Source organism: Streptomyces radicis (assembly GCF_003626575.1).
In the GTDB taxonomy this organism is placed as follows: domain Bacteria; phylum Actinomycetota; class Actinomycetes; order Streptomycetales; family Streptomycetaceae; genus Streptomyces; species Streptomyces radicis.
The window spans coordinates 217794-236031 of sequence record NZ_RBDY01000008.1 but is presented as its reverse complement, the minus strand read 5'-3'; the positions used below and the strand labels follow the sequence as shown (position 1 = coordinate 236031).

Annotated in this window: 14 protein-coding genes; 3 read left to right on the top strand and 11 right to left on the bottom strand. The window is 72.9% G+C overall.

Annotated elements, in window-relative coordinates:
• The coding region (locus tag D7318_RS14240; protein WP_147437684.1) for a roadblock/LC7 domain-containing protein at positions 1–144 on the bottom strand (144 nt) is incomplete at its 3' end.
• 22 nt (positions 145–166) lie between these two features.
• Positions 167–3643: a sensor histidine kinase gene (locus D7318_RS14235; RefSeq protein ID WP_183091405.1), complete on the bottom strand. Its 3477-nt coding sequence runs from the start codon at positions 3641–3643 to the stop codon at positions 167–169.
• A gap of 559 nt (positions 3644–4202) precedes the next feature.
• Between D7318_RS14235 and D7318_RS14230 the strand changes: the two genes are divergently transcribed.
• Positions 4203–4385 carry a hypothetical protein gene (locus tag D7318_RS14230; protein ID WP_120697326.1) on the top strand — a complete coding sequence of 61 codons (183 nt, stop codon included), beginning with the start codon at positions 4203–4205 and terminating at the stop codon, positions 4383–4385.
• A 75-nt stretch (positions 4386–4460) separates the two neighbouring features.
• On the opposite strand, the gene D7318_RS14225 is transcribed toward D7318_RS14230, so the two are convergent.
• The 8 genes from D7318_RS14225 to D7318_RS14190 all read right to left on the bottom strand — a co-directional run bounded on the left by D7318_RS14225 (position 4461) and on the right by D7318_RS14190 (position 13951).
• The gene (locus D7318_RS14225; protein ID WP_120697325.1) at positions 4461–4670 is read right to left on the bottom strand and encodes an acyl-CoA carboxylase subunit epsilon; all 210 of its coding nucleotides are present in this window, start codon (positions 4668–4670) and stop codon (positions 4461–4463) included.
• Between the two features lie 76 nt (positions 4671–4746).
• Positions 4747–6342 carry an acyl-CoA carboxylase subunit beta gene (locus D7318_RS14220; RefSeq protein ID WP_120697324.1) on the bottom strand — a complete coding sequence of 532 codons (1596 nt, stop codon included), beginning with the start codon at positions 6340–6342 and terminating at the stop codon, positions 4747–4749.
• A gap of 178 nt (positions 6343–6520) precedes the next feature.
• Positions 6521–8152, bottom strand: a complete 1632-nt coding sequence (gene cimA / locus D7318_RS14215; RefSeq protein ID WP_120697323.1) for a citramalate synthase — start codon at positions 8150–8152, stop codon at positions 6521–6523.
• Positions 8153–8434: 282 nt separating this feature from the next.
• Positions 8435–9544, bottom strand: a complete 1110-nt coding sequence (locus D7318_RS14210; RefSeq protein WP_120697363.1) for a branched-chain amino acid aminotransferase — start codon at positions 9542–9544, stop codon at positions 8435–8437.
• Between the two features lie 246 nt (positions 9545–9790).
• Positions 9791–10834 carry a 3-isopropylmalate dehydrogenase gene (locus D7318_RS14205; RefSeq protein ID WP_120697322.1) on the bottom strand — a complete coding sequence of 348 codons (1044 nt, stop codon included), beginning with the start codon at positions 10832–10834 and terminating at the stop codon, positions 9791–9793.
• A gap of 90 nt (positions 10835–10924) precedes the next feature.
• A complete protein-coding gene (locus D7318_RS14200; protein ID WP_120697321.1) occupies positions 10925–11104 on the bottom strand; it encodes a hypothetical protein in 180 nt (59 codons plus the stop codon).
• Between the two features lie 227 nt (positions 11105–11331).
• On the bottom strand, positions 11332–12963 hold the full coding sequence (gene pruA, locus D7318_RS14195) for an L-glutamate gamma-semialdehyde dehydrogenase (protein ID WP_120697320.1): 1632 nt from the start codon (positions 12961–12963) through the stop codon (positions 11332–11334).
• A gap of 61 nt (positions 12964–13024) precedes the next feature.
• Positions 13025–13951 (bottom strand): proline dehydrogenase family protein, encoded by a 927-nt coding sequence (locus tag D7318_RS14190; protein ID WP_120697319.1) that lies wholly within the window; start codon positions 13949–13951, stop codon positions 13025–13027.
• Between the two features lie 222 nt (positions 13952–14173).
• Between D7318_RS14190 and D7318_RS14185 the strand changes: the two genes are divergently transcribed.
• Both D7318_RS14185 and D7318_RS14180 read left to right on the top strand, forming a co-directional pair.
• Entirely contained in the window at positions 14174–15289 is a 1116-nt protein-coding gene (locus D7318_RS14185) for a PucR family transcriptional regulator (RefSeq protein ID WP_120697361.1), read from the top strand.
• A gap of 153 nt (positions 15290–15442) precedes the next feature.
• A complete protein-coding gene (locus D7318_RS14180) occupies positions 15443–16438 on the top strand; it encodes a glycoside hydrolase family 6 protein (protein ID WP_230423727.1) in 996 nt (331 codons plus the stop codon).
• Between the two features lie 129 nt (positions 16439–16567).
• On the opposite strand, the gene serA is transcribed toward D7318_RS14180, so the two are convergent.
• Positions 16568–18157, bottom strand: a complete 1590-nt coding sequence (gene serA, locus D7318_RS14175) for a phosphoglycerate dehydrogenase (RefSeq protein WP_120697317.1) — start codon at positions 18155–18157, stop codon at positions 16568–16570.
• Positions 18158–18238 lie beyond the last annotated feature (81 nt).

Below are 18238 nucleotides of genomic sequence, written 5' to 3'. Positions count from 1 at the left end.
CTGATCCGCACGATCCCGCGGAAACCCCTCGGACAACGCCAGAAGCAGACCATCCGCCGACACCACCACCGTGTGCGACACCCCCGGAGTACTGTCCACAAAGCTGGTGATCAACCAGTTCAGGTTCCGCGCCGCCTGGCTCATCGCGCTCACACTAACGCTCCTACTACTGGTACGTGGGGCCGTAGCCCCGGTCCGGGTGGCCGGCCGAGGTGCCGGCCTGGCGTCCCTGCTGAATGCCGCGCCTGAGGTTGGTCAGCCTGCCGCGGACGTCGTCGGGGCGGCGCGAGACCAACGGGCCCGACGGCGGGGCCTGTTGCTCGGGCTGCGCCGCTCCGGCGACGAGGTTGGCGCGCGGCACCCTGCGGGGCAGGCCCGAGGTGGTGACGCCGCCCGCGGTCGGCTGCCGCAGCTGTTCGGCCTGGCGCCAGCGCTCGTCGTTGGGCGAAGGGCGCCAGGGGGCTGAGGTCTCGCCGGTGCCGGGCTCGGCGGCGCGACCGGGCTGGGGGCGTTCGGCGGTGGAGTACGCGGTCGCCGAACGCTGCTGCTGGGGCGTGGGGGTCGGCTGTGCGGAGGGGTAGGAGCCGGACGGCTCGCGCGCGGGCGCGGGCGCGGGGGCGGGCGCGGGGGCGGGGGCGGGCGCGGGCGGCGGGGCGGGCGCGGCTCGGCGCACGCCGAACCACGTCGACTCCATCTCCTCGAAGATCGGGGTGCGTTCGGGCGTCGCGGGCGCCGAGGACACGGGCAGCGGGTCGCGCAGCTCATCGGGGCGCCGGGGCTGCGGCGCGCGCGCCGGCGGCTGGGCCGCGGGGGGCTGCGGAGGCTGGACGTGCGGCTGGGGCTGCGGCGGCTGGGCCTGCGGCTGCGGCGGGGCGGCCGGACGCTGGGCGCGGCCACCCGTGGGCGGACCGCCGGGGAAGGTGAACTCGGTGGTGTCGTCCGGCTGTTGGGGACGCTGGGCGCGCTGGCGGTGGCCGAAGGCCGCCGACATGCCCGTGCCGCCGGTCGTCCCGGTGGCCCCGACGTAGCCGGGGCGCGGGTGCTCGCCCGTCGACTCGGCCTCGTCGTGGCCGCGGGGCCACTCCGCGTCGTCCCTGGCCGCCGGTATTCGGCCACTGTCCTCGGCGTTGCTCGCCCAGCTCGGGCGCCCGCCCGGCACCGGCTCCCCGGGGGCGAGGGGCGGCACGGGGGCCTGGCGCTCGGGCGGCGCGGGGGGCGGCGGCGTCGGGGGCCCGGCGGGCTCGCCGCCGAGCGGGCCCGCGCCCGGGCCGCCGGGGCGGGAGGGCAGCGCGGGGCGCGCGCCGCCGCCGCCGACCTGGCCACGGGAGGGCTCGGCGCCGCGATCGACGCCTCGGTTCCAGCCGGGGAGTTGCGCGGTGTCGTCGCTCGCGCCCCGGGGCGGCTCCCCCGGCGGGCGGCGCCGCGGCGGTGCCTCGCGCTGAAGGGTGGCGGTGGGCGGGCCGCCGGGGGCGCCCGGGCCGCCGGGGCCACCGGGCCTCGGGCGGCCCGCGCCCTGGGCGACGTCGGCGGGCAGCATGACGAGGGCGGTGGTGCCGCCGGAGTCCGAAGGCCGCAGCTGGATGCGGATGTTGTGGCGCAGGGACAGGCGGCCGACCACGAAGAGGCCCATGCGGCGGGAGACGGAGACGTCCACCGTGGGCGGGTTGGCGAGCCGGTCGTTGATCTCGGCCAGGTCCTCGGGCGACAGGCCGATGCCCGTGTCGTGGATCTCCACGAGCACGCGGCCGTCGGGCAGCGCGTGGCCCGTGACCTTGACCTTGGTCTGCGGCGAGGAGAACGACGTGGCGTTCTCCAGGAGCTCGGCCAGCAGGTGGACCAGGTCGTTGACGACGCGGCCCGCGACGTCCGTCTTGGGAACGGCGCTCAGCTCGATGCGTTCGTACTGCTCCACCTCGGACGCGGCGGCGCGGAGCACGTCCACCAGCGGGACGGGGCGCGTCCAGCGGCGGCCAGGCTCCTCACCGGCGAGGACCAGGAGGTTCTCGCCGTTGCGGCGCATGCGGGTGGCGAGGTGGTCGAGCTTGAACAGCGAGGACAGCTGGTCGGGGTCGGCCTCGCGCGACTCGAGCTCGGAGATGAGGGAGAGCTGACGCTGGATGAGGCCCTGGCTGCGGCGCGAGAGGTTGGTAAACATCGCGTTGACGTTGCCCCGCAGGAGGGCCTGCTCGCCCGCGAGCCGGACGGCCTCCCTGTGGACGTCGTCGAACGCCTCGGCCACCTTGCCGATCTCGTCCCTGGTGTAGACGCCCACGGACTCGACGGCGGTGTTGACGTCCTCGGGCTCGGCCTCGGACATGTGCTTGACGACCTCGGGAAGCCGCGTGCGGGCGACCTCCTGCGCGGTGTCCTGGAGCCGCCGCAGCGAGCGGACCATGGAGCGGGCCACGACGAACGCGCCCACCAGCGAGATGCCGAGGACCAGGATGATCAGCGCGCCGTTGAGGATCGAGTCGCGCTGGGCCTCGTCGCGCAGCTCGCGCGCCTGGGCCTCCATCTCGTCGAGCAGCGTGCGCTCGATGTTGTCCATCGCGTCGATCTTGGCGCGGTCCTGGTCGTACCAGTCGCGGTAGGAGCGGTCCTCGCTCCTGATGCCCTCCTCGGCGGCGAACACCTGGCGGGCGTACTGGTCGGCCGAGACGATGTTCACCATGCCGCTCTCCAGCGGCGCGAGCAGCTCCTCGGCGGCCCCGGGGTCGCCGTAGATGAGCGGGAAGCTGGCGAGCGCGGCGTCCTCGCTCTGCTGATGCGAACGGCCGAAGCGCCAGTCGCTGTGCGAGAGGGCCGCCTCCTCGCCCTCGCGCTCGTCGCGCGCGAGGCCCGCGGTGATGATGGCGCGCTGGATGGAGGCGTGCTCCTTGGCCGAGGAGAACGTGGCGAGCGCGCGCGTGCTGCGGATCATCTCGCTGTTGCTCGTGGCCTGGGCCATGTCCTGCGAGAGGCTGAGGAGCGCGTCGATCAGCTCGGTGTACTGGCTGACGGTCTGCGAGACGTAGTCGCGGTCGATGTACGCCTGGTTCCGGATCTGGCTGATCTCGTTGACGCGGGAGCCGATGTCGTTGATCGTCGCCTGGACGCCGCGCATGTCCGGATCGGTGTTGTCGATCCTGAGGGTCGCGTCGCTGAACGCGTCGATCGCCTCGTCGGTGCGCTCGCGGGGCGCGGCGACCTCGTCGCTCTTGGGGTTGCGCCCGCTGACCAACGGCCCGGCCGAGCGGTCGCGCTCCTCCTGGAGCGCGGTGGCGAGCAGCGTCGCCTGCTGGGTCAGGTCGGTCAGCAGCTGCATGTCGTCCAGCTGGTCGATGTCGTCCATCGACCCCTGGATGCGCAGGCCACCGAGGACGGTGGCGGCGAGGACGGGGAGGGCGATCAGGGAGACAAGTCTGGTGCTGATGCGCCAGTTGCGCAGGGCCAGCCGTGAGCCGGCCTGGCTCGGGCGGCGCTTGGGCTCGGTCGCGGTGTCCGCGCTCTCGGAGGCACGGCCGCGGGGCGGTCGCTCGCCGCCGGGCCCGGGGCGCGCCGGGCCTCCGCCCAGCGCGGGTCCCGCAGAGGAGCCGCGGTCGATCGCGCCGCCCGACTCCGCATCCCCCGCCGCGTTGCCTTCCCTCTTGAAACGTCCCTGCACTAGCGTCGCAACCTCTGGACCTCAGCGTCCGCCGCCGATGCGGCGTGACGGTCGTGAGTCGGGGGCTCTCCTGCCCCGTTACGGTCGTTCGGACAACCGACGCGTCTGGCTGGTCGGCCGGTGTGTGACGCTGGTGTGCGCCCTCCACTGGTGTGCCGACTCGCGTGCGGTCCGTGGAATTCCAGCACAGAGGCCGATCTCCAACAAGGGCCAGGGATGGTCGCGATGCCGGTATGACGCTGCGCTGACACATGATCACGTCACGTACGCAGCATGTGCGGAGGAACCGGACGTTTACCCCCGGCGCCACCACGGAATCCGCACACTCCCCACCAGCCGTGCGGATCGAAACAGGATTATTAGCCCGATATAGCCGCTTTGCCGGGAAGGGAACATGCCCCTTTCGCGGCTTTTGCCGCGCTCCTCGTGAGGAAACTCACATGCTTCGGTGGCCGATTACGGCGGGCCTGTGGGTACACGGCCCCTAACCTCTCGTGTACATCCTCCCCGGGAATGACAATCCCCCGGAATGATCAAGAGACCCGAGGCAGACAGAGCTGTGAAGACCACGCTGACCACGCGCTCCACCGCGAACCCCCGCCGCACCACTCTGGCACACCTGACGGACGCCGGTGATCTCGTCCCGGCGACCCCGCCGAAGGCCGCGGCGCAGGAGCTGCCGGCCCGCACGGCGAACCCCCGCAGGACCGTGCTCAGCGCCATGGAGCAGCAGGCCGCCTGATCGAGCGCCCGACGAGAAGCCCCCGACGCCTGATGGCGCCGGGGGCTTCTCGTCGTGTGGAGCGTCGTAGGGGCGTCAGCCCTGCCAGCTGTGGGGCGCGCGGTAGGCGCGAGCGCGCTCCGGACGGCGCCAAGGCGCCGGCGTGCGGGCGGTGGTGGTGGCGGGCGCGGGGCCCTGGGCGGCGCGCGCCATCAACAGTGCGGTGACGGCGGCCAGCTCCTCGTCGCTGGCCGCGCCCTTCTCCACCCGGACCAGATGCGGGTCACCGGGGATCTCGCGGGTCATGGGGCAGTCCTTCCGTGCGTGCGAGCCATGAGGCGTGTCGCGCTCCGTGCCGCGCGTCCATGGGCGGCGGGTGCGGTCACTGGGGCGGGTTGCCGTGCTTGCGGGCCGGCAGGTCGGCGTGCTTGGTGCGCAGCATCGCCAGGGCGGAGATGAGGACGGAACGGGTCTCGGCGGGCTCGATGACATCGTCCACCAGGCCGCGCTCGGCCGCGTAATAGGGGTGCATCAGCTCGGCCTTGTACTCCTTGACCATCCGCGACCTCGTGGCGTCGGGGTCCTCGGCCGCCGCGATCTGGCGGCGGAAGATCACATTGGCCGCGCCCTCGGCGCCCATCACGGCGATCTCGTTGGTCGGCCAGGCGAGGGTGACGTCCGCGCCGATCGACTGGGAGTCCATCACGATGTAGGCGCCGCCGTACGCCTTGCGCAGCACGACCGAGATGCGCGGCACCGTGGCGTTGCAGTAGGCGTACAGCAGCTTGGCGCCGTGCCTGATGATGCCGCCGTGCTCCTGGTCGACGCCGGGCAGGAAGCCGGGGACGTCGAGGAGCGTCACGATCGGGATGTTGAACGCGTCGCACATCTGCACGAAGCGGGCGGCCTTCTCCGAGGCGGAGATGTCCAGGACGCCCGCGAGGGACTGCGGCTGGTTGGCCACGATGCCCACGACCTGGCCGTCGAGGCGGGCCAGGGCACAGATGATGTTCGCCGCCCAGCGCTCGTGGACCTCGAGGTACTCCCCGTCGTCCACCAGCTCCTCGATCACCACGCGCATGTCGTACGGGCGGTTCCCGTCGGCGGGGACCAGGTCGACCAGGCGCTCGCACCGCCGGTCCGCCGGGTCGTCGGTGGGCACGGACGGGGGGTTCTCGCGGTTGTTCGCGGGCAGGAGCGACAGGAGGTAGCGCACCTCCTCGATGCACGACTCCTCGTCGTCGTACGCGAAGTGGGCCACGCCGGATGTCGCGGCGTGCACGTCGGCGCCGCCGAGGCCGTTCTGCGAGACCTGGGCGCCCGTCACCGCGGCCACCACGTCGGGGCCCGTGATGAACATCTGCGCGGTCTCCCTGACCATGAACACGAAGTCGGTCAGCGCGGGAGAGTACGCCGCGCCGCCCGCGCAGGGGCCGAGCATCACGGAGATCTGCGGGATCACGCCCGAGGCCCTGGTGTTGCGCTGGAAGATGCCGCCGTACCCGGCGAGCGCGGAGACGCCCTCCTGGATACGGGCCCCCGCGCCGTCGTTGAGCGAGATCAGCGGGGCGCCCGCAGCGATGGCCATGTCCATGATCTTGTGGATCTTCGCGGCGTGGGCCTCCCCCAGCGCCCCGCCGAAGATGCGGAAGTCATGCGCGTAGACGAAGACCGTCCTGCCGTGGACCAGGCCCCAGCCGGTGACCACGCCGTCGGTGTAGGGCCGCTTGGCCTCGAGGCCGAAGCCCGTGGCGCGGTGCCGCCGCAGCGCGCCGACCTCGCTGAAGGTGCCCTCGTCGAGCAGGAGGGCGATCCGCTCGCGGGCGGTGAGCTTTCCCTTGCCGTGCTGGGCCGCCGTCGCCGCCTCGGACGGGCCACGGGCCGCCTCCTCGCGGATGGCGAGCAGCTCCGCGACGCGGCCCCTGGCGTCCGTGGCGGTGTCCGCCTCAGTCGGGCCTGTCTCAGCGTGATCGGTCATGTATAGACCCTACGAAACGCCGCGCCCGTTGGCTCTCGTCAGATCCGTACAGTCTCCGCAGCCGTTTCATGGCCGCGCTGGACAGAACCGCACAACGGGAGGGGCGTTGATGCAGGCTCACCACAGCCGGGCCGGGGTGGCACTGTCAGACCCCTACAGTGCCGCGGAACCGGCGCGTTCAGCCTCGCGGGGAGGGGTCGGGGCGCAGCCCGGCGCGCAGGAGGCCATACGTGTAGGCGTCGTCCAAAGCCTGCCACGACGCGGCGATCACATTGTCGGCCACCCCCACCGTGGACCACTCGGTGGTGCCGTCGCCCGAGGTGATCAGGACCCGGGTGGTGGACTGGGTGCCGTGCCTGCCCTCGAGGATGCGGACCTTGTAGTCCACGAGCTGGATGCGGGCCAGCTGCGGGAAGGTGCGCTCGAGGCCCGCGCGCAGCGCGCGGTCGAGGGCGTTCACCGGGCCGTTGCCCTCGCCCGTGGCCAGCACCCGCTCGCCCTTGGCCCACAGGCGCACGGTGGCCTCGTTGTCCACGGTGCCGTCCGCGCGCTGGTCGGTGATCGCGCGCCAGGACTCCAGGTGGAAGAAGCGCTGCGGCCCGTCGTGCACCGTCTCCCTCAGCAGCAGCTCGAACGAGGCGTCCGCCGCCTCGTAGGTGAAGCCGCGCAGCTCACGCTCCTTGACCCGCTCCACGACCCGGCCGACCAGGGCGCGGTCGGTGAGGTCGTAGCCGAGCTCCTTGCCCTTGAGCTCGACGGAGGCCCGGCCCGCCATGTCGGAGACCAGCATCCGCATCGAGTTGCCGACGAGCTCGGGGTCGATGTGCTGGTAGAGGTCGGGGTCGACCTTGATGGCCGAGGCGTGCAGCCCGGCCTTGTGGGCGAAGGCGGAGACGCCCACATAGGGCTGGTGGGTGGCGGGGGCGAGGTTGACGACCTCGGCGATGGCGTGGGAGACGCGGGTCATCTCGGTGAGCGCGCCCGGTGGCAGCACGCGGCGGCCGTACTTGAGCTCGAGGGCGGCGACCACGGGGAAGAGGTTGGCGTTGCCGACCCGCTCGCCGTAGCCGTTGGCGGTGCACTGCACATGGGTGGCGCCCGCGTCCACGGCGGCCAGGGTGTTGGCGACGGCGCATCCGCTGTCGTCCTGGGCGTGCATGCCGATCCGCGCGCCCGTGTCGGCGACGACGGTGCGCACCACGGCCTGGACCTGGGCGGGCAGCATGCCGCCGTTGGTGTCGCACAGCACCACGACGTCGGCGCCCGCGCCGTGCGCGGCGCGGACGACGTCGAGGGCGTGGGAGGGGTTGGCCAGGTAGCCGTCGAAGAAGTGCTCGCAGTCGACGAAGACGCGGCGGCCATGTGCGACGAGGTGGGCGACGGTGTCGCGCACCATGGCGAGGTTCTCCTCGAGGGTGGTGCGCAGGGCCAGCTCGACATGGCGGTCGTGGGACTTGGCGACCAGGGTGACCACGGGGGCGCCGGAGTCGAGCAGCGCCGCGACCTGCGGGTCGTCGGCGACGTCGACGCCCGCCCTGCGGGTGGCGCCGAACGCCACGAGGGCGGCGTTGCGGAACGCGATCTCGGCGCGGGCCCGCGCGAAGAACTCCGTGTCGCGGGGGTTGGCGCCCGGCCAGCCGCCCTCGATGAAGCCCACGCCGAAGTCGTCCAGGTGGCGGGCGATGGTCAGCTTGTCGGCGACGGTGAGGTTGATGCCCTCACGCTGCGCGCCGTCGCGCAGCGTGGTGTCGAAGACGTGGAACGCGTCGCTCGGCGCGTCCTTGACGGTATCGGGGGCGGCCTTCGTCATGGGTCTCGGCTCCTGTGTCTTCCTGGCGAACGCTGTACCTGCACGGGGAGGGGCTGCAAAACAAAAGACCCCTCGCGGATGCGAGAGGTCTGCGCGCGGGTCTTCGCTGTCAGCGAGGACCGGCGCGCTGGGCACCGATAATCATGGTGTCGATCAGGGCATACGGAAGCATGAGGGCAGTGTGGCACAGGACGGCGCCTGTGCCACCCGCCGTCTCAGGATCCGGACCCGGGTCCCGGCGCGGGCCAGGGCCGGGGCCCCGAGGGGTCGGACGATGTGGCGTCAGACGATGTGGTGCATCCAGCCGTGGCGGTCCTCGACCCGGCCGGTCTGGATGCCGAGCAGCTCCTCGCGCAGGCGCATGGTGACCGAGCCGGGCTGCCCGTCGGCGACGAGCCAGGCGGCGTCGCTCGACTTGACCGAGCCGACCGGGGTGATCACGGCCGCGGTGCCGCACGCGAAGACCTCGCTGATGGCGCCGTCCTCGTTCCCGCGCCGCCACTCGTCGGTGGAGATGCGCACCTCGTCGACGGGGTGGCCCAGGTCGCGGGCGATGGTCAGCAGCGAGTCGCGCGTGATGCCGGGCAGCAGCGTGCCGGTCAGCTCGGGGGTGGTGATCCTGGCGGCGTCGCCCTCGCCATGGACGAAGTACAGGTTCATCCCGCCCATCTCCTCCACCCAGCGGCGCTCGGTGGCGTCGAGCCAGACGACCTGGTCGCAGCCGTTGCGCGTGGCCTCGGCCTGGGCGAGGAAGGCCGCCGCGTAGTTCCCCGCGCACTTGGCCTCGCCGGTGCCACCGGGGGCCGCCCTGACGTACTCGCGGGAGAGCCACACCGAGACCGGCTTGATCCCCCGCGGGAAGTACGCGCCGGCCGGGGAGGCGATCACCATGAAGAGGTACTCGTTCGCCGGGCGGTTGATGCCGAGGCCGACCTCGGTGGCGAACATGAAGGGCCGCAGATACAACGACTGCTCGCCCCGGGTGGGCACCCACGCGACGTCCTGGCGGACCAGCAGGTCGATGGCCTCGACGAACGCGTCCACCGGGAGCTCGGGCATCGCCAGGCGGCGCGCGGAGAGCTGGAAGCGCCGGGCGTTGGCCTCGGGGCGGAAGACGGCGACCGAGCCGTCGGGCTGGCGGTACGCCTTGAGCCCCTCGAAGATCTCCTGACCGTAGTGCAGGGCCATGGTGGCCGGGTCCATGGGGATCGGGGCGTAGGGCTGGAGGCGCGCGTCGTGCCAGCCGCGGCCCTCGGTCCAGCGGATGGTGACCATGTGGTCGGTGAAGTACCGGCCGAAGCCGGGGTCGGCGAGCGCCGCCTCGCGCTCCTGGTCGGACAGCGGCTCGGCGGCCGGCTTGAGGTCGAAGGTGAGAGGGGTCGTCGTGGTCATCGTGAGCGCGTCCTTCACGTCAGTGGTCGGGCGGGCCGCCTGTCCGTCGCCCGACGCGATGGGCCCGACGCAATAGTAGGACGTCCGAGCAATCGGGGAGGCAATCGGGGATGTGTCACCCCGTGAACGCCCCGGCGGACGGCTGCACGGCGTGGCGGCCCTGGAAACGATGGTGGCACCCGGCGGCAGCCGCAAGAAGCCGCCGGGCACGGGCCCGGCGGCTCCTCCTGTCGGAGACCCGGGACCCTACCCCGCTACTCGGGCGGCCAGCGCGTCGCCGATCTCCGCGGTGGTGCGCGGCGATCCGGCTTCGCGGGCGGCGAGGTCCGCGGTGACGGCCTCTTCGATCCGGGTGGCCTCGGCCTCGTGGCCGAGGTGGCGCAGCAGCAGGGCGACGGACAGCACCGTGGCGGTCGGGTCGGCCTTGCCGGTGCCCGCGATGTCGGGCGCGGAGCCGTGCACCGGCTCGAACATCGAGGGGAAGGTGCCGGTGGGGTTGATGTTCCCCGAGGCGGCGAGGCCGATCCCGCCCGTGATGGCGGCGGCCAGGTCGGTGAGGATGTCGCCGAACAGGTTGTCGGTGACGATCACGTCGAAGCGCTGGGGCTGGGTGACCAGGAAGATCGTGGCCGCGTCGACGTGCAGGTAGTCGGTGGCGACGCCGGGGTACTCCTCGGCGACGCGGGCGACCGTGTTCGACCAGAGGTGACCGGCGTGGACCAGGACGTTGTTCTTGTGGACCAGGGTCAGCTTCCCCGCCGGGCGCGCGGCGGCGCGTTCGAAGGCGTCGCGCACGACGCGCTCCACGCCGTAGGCGGTGTTGATGCTGACCTCGGTGGCCACCTCGGCGGGCGTGCCGGTGCGCATCGAGCCGCCGTTCCCGACGTACGGGCCCTCGGTGCCCTCCCGGACGACGACGAAGTCGATCTCGGGCGATCCGGCGAGCGGCGTGGTGGTGTTGGGGAACAGGCGGCTGGGCCGGAGGTTCACATAGTGGTCGAACGCGAAGCGCAGCCTGAGCAGCAGGCCGCGCTCCAGGACGCCCGAGGGGACGGACGGGTCGCCGATGGCACCGAGCAGGATCGCGTCGTGGGCCTTGAGCCGCTCCAGCTCGGAGTCGGGCAGCGTCTCGCCGGTGGCGTGCCAGCGGCGGGCGCCCAGATCGTAGGCCGTGGTCTCCAGCTTGACGTCCCCCGGCAGGGCAGCGGTCAGGACCTTGAGTCCCTCGCCCACCACCTCGGGGCCGATGCCGTCGCCGGGGATCACTGCCAGATCGATGCTCCGTGCCATGGGGGGACCCTAACGCCCCGTCCCAGGGCGTGACATGAGCCGTCCACGATGCGGACTCGGTGGCGGGCTCGGCATGGACTCGGCGTGGACTCAGCGGTCGGCGACGCCGCCGTTGTCCCTGCGGTCCAGGGCGCGCTGGAGGGCGGCGGCGGCCTGGCGGCGGCTGGCCTCGCGGGCTTCCCTCGCGGCGGCGCGGGCCCTGGCGAGGGCGGTGTCCACGGTGGTCGACGCCGGGGCGGCCTGCGGGGGCAGCGTTGCGATGGCATCCATGGCGGATCAGCTCCAGGGGGGAGGGAGTCGGACTGCGGGGCGGCGCTGCCCTGAGTGCAACGTCCACAAAGCTAGCCGTGATCGACCGTGATGTCTCGCCAAATACCTGGGCGTCCTACTATTCGAGACGGCGACGGCCCCCACCGGTTGCCCCCGTGGCCCATGGGGCGTGGGAGGCGGGTGGAGGCCGTGGCCGCAACGGCCGGGGCGTGGGCCGATTCCCGAGGTCAGCCCATGTGGGGGTAGCGGTAGTCCGTCGGGGACACCTGGGTCTCCTTGATGGCCCTGGGAGAGACCCAGCGCAGCAGGTTGAACTTCGAGCCCGCCTTGTCGTTGGTGCCCGAGGCACGGGCGCCGCCGAACGGCTGCTGTCCGACGACGGAGCCCGTGGGCTTGTCGTTGACGTAGAAGTTCCCGGCCGCGAACCTCAGGCGCTCGCTCACCGCGGCGACCACCGCGCGGTCCCTGGCGAAGACGGCTCCGGTCAGCGCGTAGTCGGCGGCGGACTCCATCTGGTCGAGCATGGCGTCGAAGGAGTCGTCCTCGTACACGTGGACGGCGATGATCGGTCCGAAGTACTCGGTGGAGAACACCTCGTTCTCCGGGTCCGAACAGGTCAGCACCGTGGGCCGCACGAAGTACCCGACGGAGTCGTCGTAGGTGCCGCCCGCGACGATCTCGCACGTGGGGTCGGCCTTGGCCCGGTCGATCGCGGCCCTGCTCTTGGCGAAGGCGCGCTCGTCGATCACGGCGGCCATGAAGTTCGACAGATCGGTCGGGTCGCCCATGGTGAGCCCGTCCACCTCTTCGGCGACGGCGTCCCGCAGGCCGCCCTCCCACAGCGAGCGCGGGACATAGGCGCGGGAGGCGGCCGAGCACTTCTGGCCCTGGTACTCGAACGCGCCCCGGGTGATCGCCGTCTTCACGGCCGCCGGGTCGGCGCCCGGGTGGACGACGATGAAGTCCTTGCCACCGGTCTCGCCGACGATCCTGGGGTAGCCGCGGTAGCGCTCGATGTGCGCGCCGACCTGCTGCCAGAGGTGGCGGAACGTCCCTGTCGAGCCGGTGAAGTGGATGCCCGCGAGCTCGGGGTGGGGCAGCGCGACCTCGGAGACGGCCTTGCCGTCGCCGGTCACCAGGTTGATCACGCCGGGAGGCAGCCCGGCCTCCTCGAGCAGCTCCATCAGCAGCACGGCCGAGTGGGTCTGGGTGGGCGACGGCTTCCACACCACGACGTTGCCCATCAGGGCGGGGGCGGTCGGGAGGTTGCCCGCGATGGCCGTGAAGTTGAACGGCGTGATCGCGTAGACGAAGCCCTCGAGCGGCCGGAAGTCCATCCGGTTCCACTGGCCCTTGGGCTGGACGGGCGGCTGCTCGGTCAGCAGCTGACGGGCGAAGTGGACGTTGAAGCGCCAGAAGTCGATCAGCTCGCACGGGGCGTCGATCTCGGCCTGCTGCACCGTCTTGGACTGGCCGAGCATCGTCGAGGCGGCGATCGTCTCGCGCCACGGCCCTGACAACAGCTCGGCCGCGCGCAGGAAGACCGCGGCCCGCTCGTCGAACGGCAGCGCGCGCCAGGCGGGGGCGGCGGCCAGGGCCGCGTCGACGGCGTCCCTGGCGTCCTGCGCCGTGGCATGGGCTGAGGTGCCGAGCCGCGCCTTGTGGCGGTGCGGCTGCACGACGTCGAAGCGCTCGCCGCCGCCCATCCGCCGGGTGCCCCCGATGGTCATGGGCAGGTCGACGGGGTGGGAGGCGAACTCCTTCAGCTTGCGCTCGAGGCGGGCGCGCTCGGGCGAGCCCGGCGCGTAGGTGAGCACCGGCTCGTTCACCGGCTGGGGAACCTCGGTCACGGCGTCCATGCCGTCGTCTCCTTCCGAGAGGTGCGGGAAGCGTTCGGGGGGCGTGCGGGGTCGGCGGCGGTCAGCCACGGGTGACGAGGGACCGCGCGAAGAAGGCCAGGTTGGCGGGGCGCTCGGCCAGGCGGCGCATGAAATAGCCGTACCAGTCGGTGCCGTAGGGCACATAGACCCGCATCCGATGGCCCCGCGCGGCCAGCCGCGCCTGCTCGGCGTCGCGTATGCCGTAGAGCATCTGGAACTCGTAGTCGTCGGGCGTCCTGCCGAGCCGCGGGGCCAGCGCCTGGGCGACCGCGATCAGCCGGGGGTCATGGGTGGCGACCATGGGGTAGCCGTCGCCCGCCAGCAGGACGCGCAGGCAGCGGACATAGGCGAGGTCCACGTCGTGCTTGTCCTGGAGCGCGGCCGACGCGGGCTCCCGGTAGGCGCCCTTGACCAGCCGCACGCGGGAGCCCGACGCGGCCAGGGCGTGGCAGTCGTCCTCGGTGCGGTGCAGATACGACTGGAGCACGGCGCCCGTGCCGGGGAAGCGGCCGCGCAGGTCCGCGTGGATCGCCAGCGTGGAGTCGACCGTCGTGTGGTCCTCCATGTCCAGGGTGACCGTGGTGCCCGCGGCGTCGGCGGCCTCGACCACGTCCAGGACGTTGCGCAGGGCGATGTCGTGGCCGCCCGGCAGCGCCTGCCCGAACGCCGACAGCTTGACGGACACCTCGGCGCGGGCGCCGAGGCCAAACGCGGACAGCCGGTCGAGCAGCGCGAGGTAGGCGTCGCGGCTGCGCTGGGCCTCGGCCTTGCCGGTGACGTCCTCGCCCAGGTGGTCGAGCGTCACCGCGAGGCCACGGTCGACGAGGTCGGCGGCGACCACGACGGACTCGTCGAGCCGCTCCCCCGCGACGAAACGCTCCACCACGGAACGGGTGACGGGAGCCGCGGAGACGACGCGCCGGATGCGGTCGCTGCGGGATGCGGCGAGAAGGACCGGTCCCAGCACGGGGCACCTCCTGCGTGCCTGGAGGGTGGAAGCGAAGCTACCCGAGAAGGTAGGGAACGCCCGGAATCATCGGCCATCGACAGGTGTCGAGCATCGGGGGCCGCGTTCTCAGACATATGTATGAGAATGGGGGTGTGCGCCGGAGCGGCCGAGTGGCGGCCGGGTGGCCTGGGGGCCGGACGGCCTGGCGGCGGAGACGGGGTGGAGGAGGTGGCGGGCGGCATGCGACCGGGGAGCGGGACCAGGACGGAGTACCAGGAGCTGATCGACGAGGTGTGCGCGCTGCTCGGCACCCCGGCGACGCTGGAGGGGCGCGACTTCGGGCTCATCGCGTTCGGGGCGCACGACAGCGCGGACGACCGCGTGATGGACCCGGTGCGGACCCGTTCCATCCTCAACCGCCGCTCGACGCCCGCGGTGCGTGAGTGGTTCGAGAGCTTCGGCATCGCCACCGCGCGGGAGCCGGTGCGGATCCCGCCGGAGCCCGCCGCGGGCGTGCTGACCGGGCGGATCTGCCTTCCGGTGCGGCACGGGCCCGTGGTCTACGGCTACATCTGGCTGCTCGACGACGGCGCCGTGACGCTGGACGACCCGCGACTCGCCGCGGCCATGGCGACGGCGGGGCGCATCGGCGCGCTGCTCGCGGCGGACGCGCGCGCCGGGGCGCGGGTGGGTGAGCTGCTGCGCGCCGCGCTCGATGACGGCGGCCCTGGGCCCGCGGGGGCGCTGGCCGCGGCGTTGGGGCCCGGCGCGCAGGGGGCGTTGACCGTGGTGGCCGTCGTGGAGTGGCCGGCCGTCGACGACCTGCCCGCCGCGCCGCCGGGGGCGCTCGCGCTGTGCGCGATGCCGCCGGGGGCGCGGGGCCCCGGCGCGCTGGCGGCGCTCGTGCGCCCGGGCGCGGCGCGTTCCGTGGGGGAACGGCTGCGCGGGCGCGCGGCGGCCGGGATCGGAGGACCGCGGCGGGGCGTGGACGAGCTGCCGGGCGCGTGGCGCGAGGCGCTGGCCGCGGGGCGCGCGGCGCGGGCGGAGCGCCGGTTCGGCCCGGTGGTGGCCTGGGCGGACCTCGGCCCCTACCGCCTGCTGACCGCGCTGCCCACCGGGGAGCCCGACCCCGCGGTGGCGCCGCTGCTCGCCGTTGAGCACCGCGAGCTGGCGCGCACGGCCGAGGCGTTCCTTGACCACGCGGGCCAGGCGACCAGGACGGCCGACGCCCTGGCGATCCACCGGCAGACGCTGTACTACCGGCTCTCCCGCATCGAGCGGCTGACGGGCCTCGACCTCGCGAACGGCGAGGACCGCCTCCTGCTGCACATGTCCCTCAAGGCGGCGCGTCTCTGACCCACGGCGCGGCGCCGGAGCCAGAACCCGCGACGTCCGCCGTGTCCTGACCGTTTACTCCGGCCCCGCGAGCCGCTATGTTCGGCGGCAGTGGGAGCGTGGGAGCGCTCCCATCACCCCCACAACCACTCCCGACGAAGGGAACGAACCCTGATGCGCACCCCACGAGCCGCGCGCATGCGGACGCTGCTTGCCGTCGGTACGGCGATCGGTGGCGTCTTCACCTGGGGCGCCCTCTCCTCAGCCCAGGGAGCCACGGCGGCGCAGGAGGCCACGGCGGCCGACCTGCCCGCCGACACGGTGTTCCACAACTACCCGCTCCAGGCCCACGACTGGGTCGCGGACAACCCCGGCGACCCGAGGGCCGCCGTCATCTCCGAGCGGATCACCAGCCAGCCGCAGGGCGTGTGGTTCTCCTCGTACGAGCCGTCGACCATCACCCAGGACGTCGCCGAGGTCACATCCGCCGCCTCCGCGGCGGGCGAAGTGCCGGTGCTGGTCTCGTACATGATCCCGGACCGCGACTGCGGCGGCGCCTCCGCCGGGGGCGCGCCCGACCTGCCGAGCTACCTCGGCTGGACCGAGGGCTTCGCCGCCGGTCTCGGCGACGACCCGGTCGTGGTCATCCTGGAGCCGGACGCGCTCGCCCTGTCCGACTGCCTCGAAGGCGCCGACCGCACCGCCAGGTTCGACGCGATCTCCGAGGCCGCCGCCACCCTGCACGCGGCCAACCCGGAGGCGCGGGTCTACTTCGACATCGGCCACTCGGCGTGGCACGAGCCCGCGGCGATCGCCGACGTGCTGCGGCAGGCCGGGATCCTGGAGAACGGCGACGGTGTCTTCTCCAACGTCTCCAACTACCGCGCCACGCAGGACGAGGTCCCCTTCACCGAGGCCGTCCTGAACGCGCTCGGCGCCCCCGCCGACCTCGGCGCCGTGATCGACACCAGCCGCAACGGCAACGGCCCCGCGGGCAGCGAGTGGTGCGACCCGCCGGGGCGGCTGGTCGGGGAGAACCCCACGGTCAACACCGGCAGCGACCTCGTCGACGCCTTCCTGTGGGTCAAGCCGCCGGGTGAGCTCGACGGCTGCGACGGGCCCGCCGGGCAGTTCTCGCCGGACAGGGCGGTGGAGCTGGCGGGCGGCTGACGCTTCTTCGCACCACGCGCGTCGGCCGTTCGTCCGGACCGGTGCCGCCCCCACCTTCCCGGGGCGGCACCGGCTTCGTCGTCGGCGCCATGGGAAAGGCGCCGCGTGCCATGGAGGCCAACGGGGCGGTCAGTCCGCCAGGTTGACGCCGCGGGCGGATGTCGCGCCCACCTCGGCGGCGACCTCGGAGAGCACCGCGGCCGGGATCGTGCCGTCCACCGTGAGGGCGATCAGCGCCTCGCCGCCCTCCTCGGCGCGCGCGACCTGCATGCCCGCGATGTTGATGCCCGACTCGCCGAGGATGCGGCCCAGGGTGCCGACCACGCCGGGGCGGTCGGTGTAGCGCAGGAACGCCATGTGATCGGCCACCGCGAGGTCCAGCGTGTGCTGGTCGATGCCGACGATCTTCTGCTGGTGCTTGGGACCCGCGAGCGTGCCCGAGACGGAGACCACCTCGCCGCTGGTCAGGGTCCCGCGCACGGTGATCAGGTTCCGGTGGTCGGGCGACTCGGAGCTGGTGGTCAGCCGGACCTCGACGCCGCGCTCCTGCGCGAACAGCGGGGCGTTGACATACGACACGGTCTCCGCGACCACGTCCTCGAACACGCCCTTGAGCGCCGACAGCTCGAGCACCTTCACGTCGTGCTGCGTGATCTCACCGCGCACCTCGACGTCGAGCCGCTGCGCGACCTCGCCCGCGAGCGCGGTGAAGATCCGGCCGAGGCGCTCGGCCAGCGGAAGTCCCGGGCGCACGTCCTCGGCGATGACGCCGCCCTGGACGTTCACCGCGTCGGGCACCAACTCGCCCGCGAGCGCGAGCCGCACCGACCTGGCCACCGAGACGCCCGCCTTCTCCTGCGCCTCGCCGGTCGAGGCGCCCAGGTGCGGGGTGCCGACCACGGTGTCGAACTCGAACAGCGGCGAGTCCGTGCACGGCTCGGTCGAGTAGACGTCGAGCCCCGCGCCCGCGACGCGGCCCTCCTTCAACGCGCTGAGCAGCGCGGTCTCGTCGACGATGCCGCCGCGCGCGGCGTTGACGATGCGGACGGTCGGCTTGACCTTGTGCAGCGCCTCGTCGCCGATCAGGCCCAGCGTCTCGGGGGTCCTGGGCAGGTGCACGGTGATGAAGTCAGCGGTGGCGAGCAGCTCGTCGAGGGTCAGCAGCTTGACCCCCATCTGGGCGGCCCTGGCGGGCTGCACATACGGGTCGTACGCGACGATGTCCATGCCGAACGCCGCCATCCGCTGCGCCACCAGCACGCCGATGCGGCCGAGGCCCACCACGCCGAGGGTCTTCTCGGCCAGCTCGACCCCGGTGTACTTGCTCCGCTTCCACTCGCCGTTCTTCAGCGCGGCGTTGGCCTGCGGGATGTTCCGCGCGGTGGAGATGAGCAGGCCGCAGGCCAGCTCGGCGGCGGTCACGATGTTGGACGTCGGGGCGTTGACGACCATGACCCCGGCCTTGGTGGCGGCGGGCACGTCCACGTTGTCGAGGCCGACCCCGGCCCTGGCCACGACCTTGAGCTTCCGCGAGGCGGCGATGGCCTCGGCGTCGACGCGGGTGGCGCTGCGGATCAGCACGGCGTCCACGTCGGCGATGGCGCTCAACAGGTCGGCGCGGTCGGCGCCGTCGCAGTGCCGGATCTCGAAGTCGGGCCCCAAGGCGTCGACAGTGGCCGGCGAAAGCTCTTCGGCGATCAGTACGACAGGCTTGCTCACTGGATCTCACTGGTCCTTTGCGGAAGGCCGCGTCCCGGCGGCCGACGGCGGGAGAGATGAGGGGCATCCGCGTGGAGACGC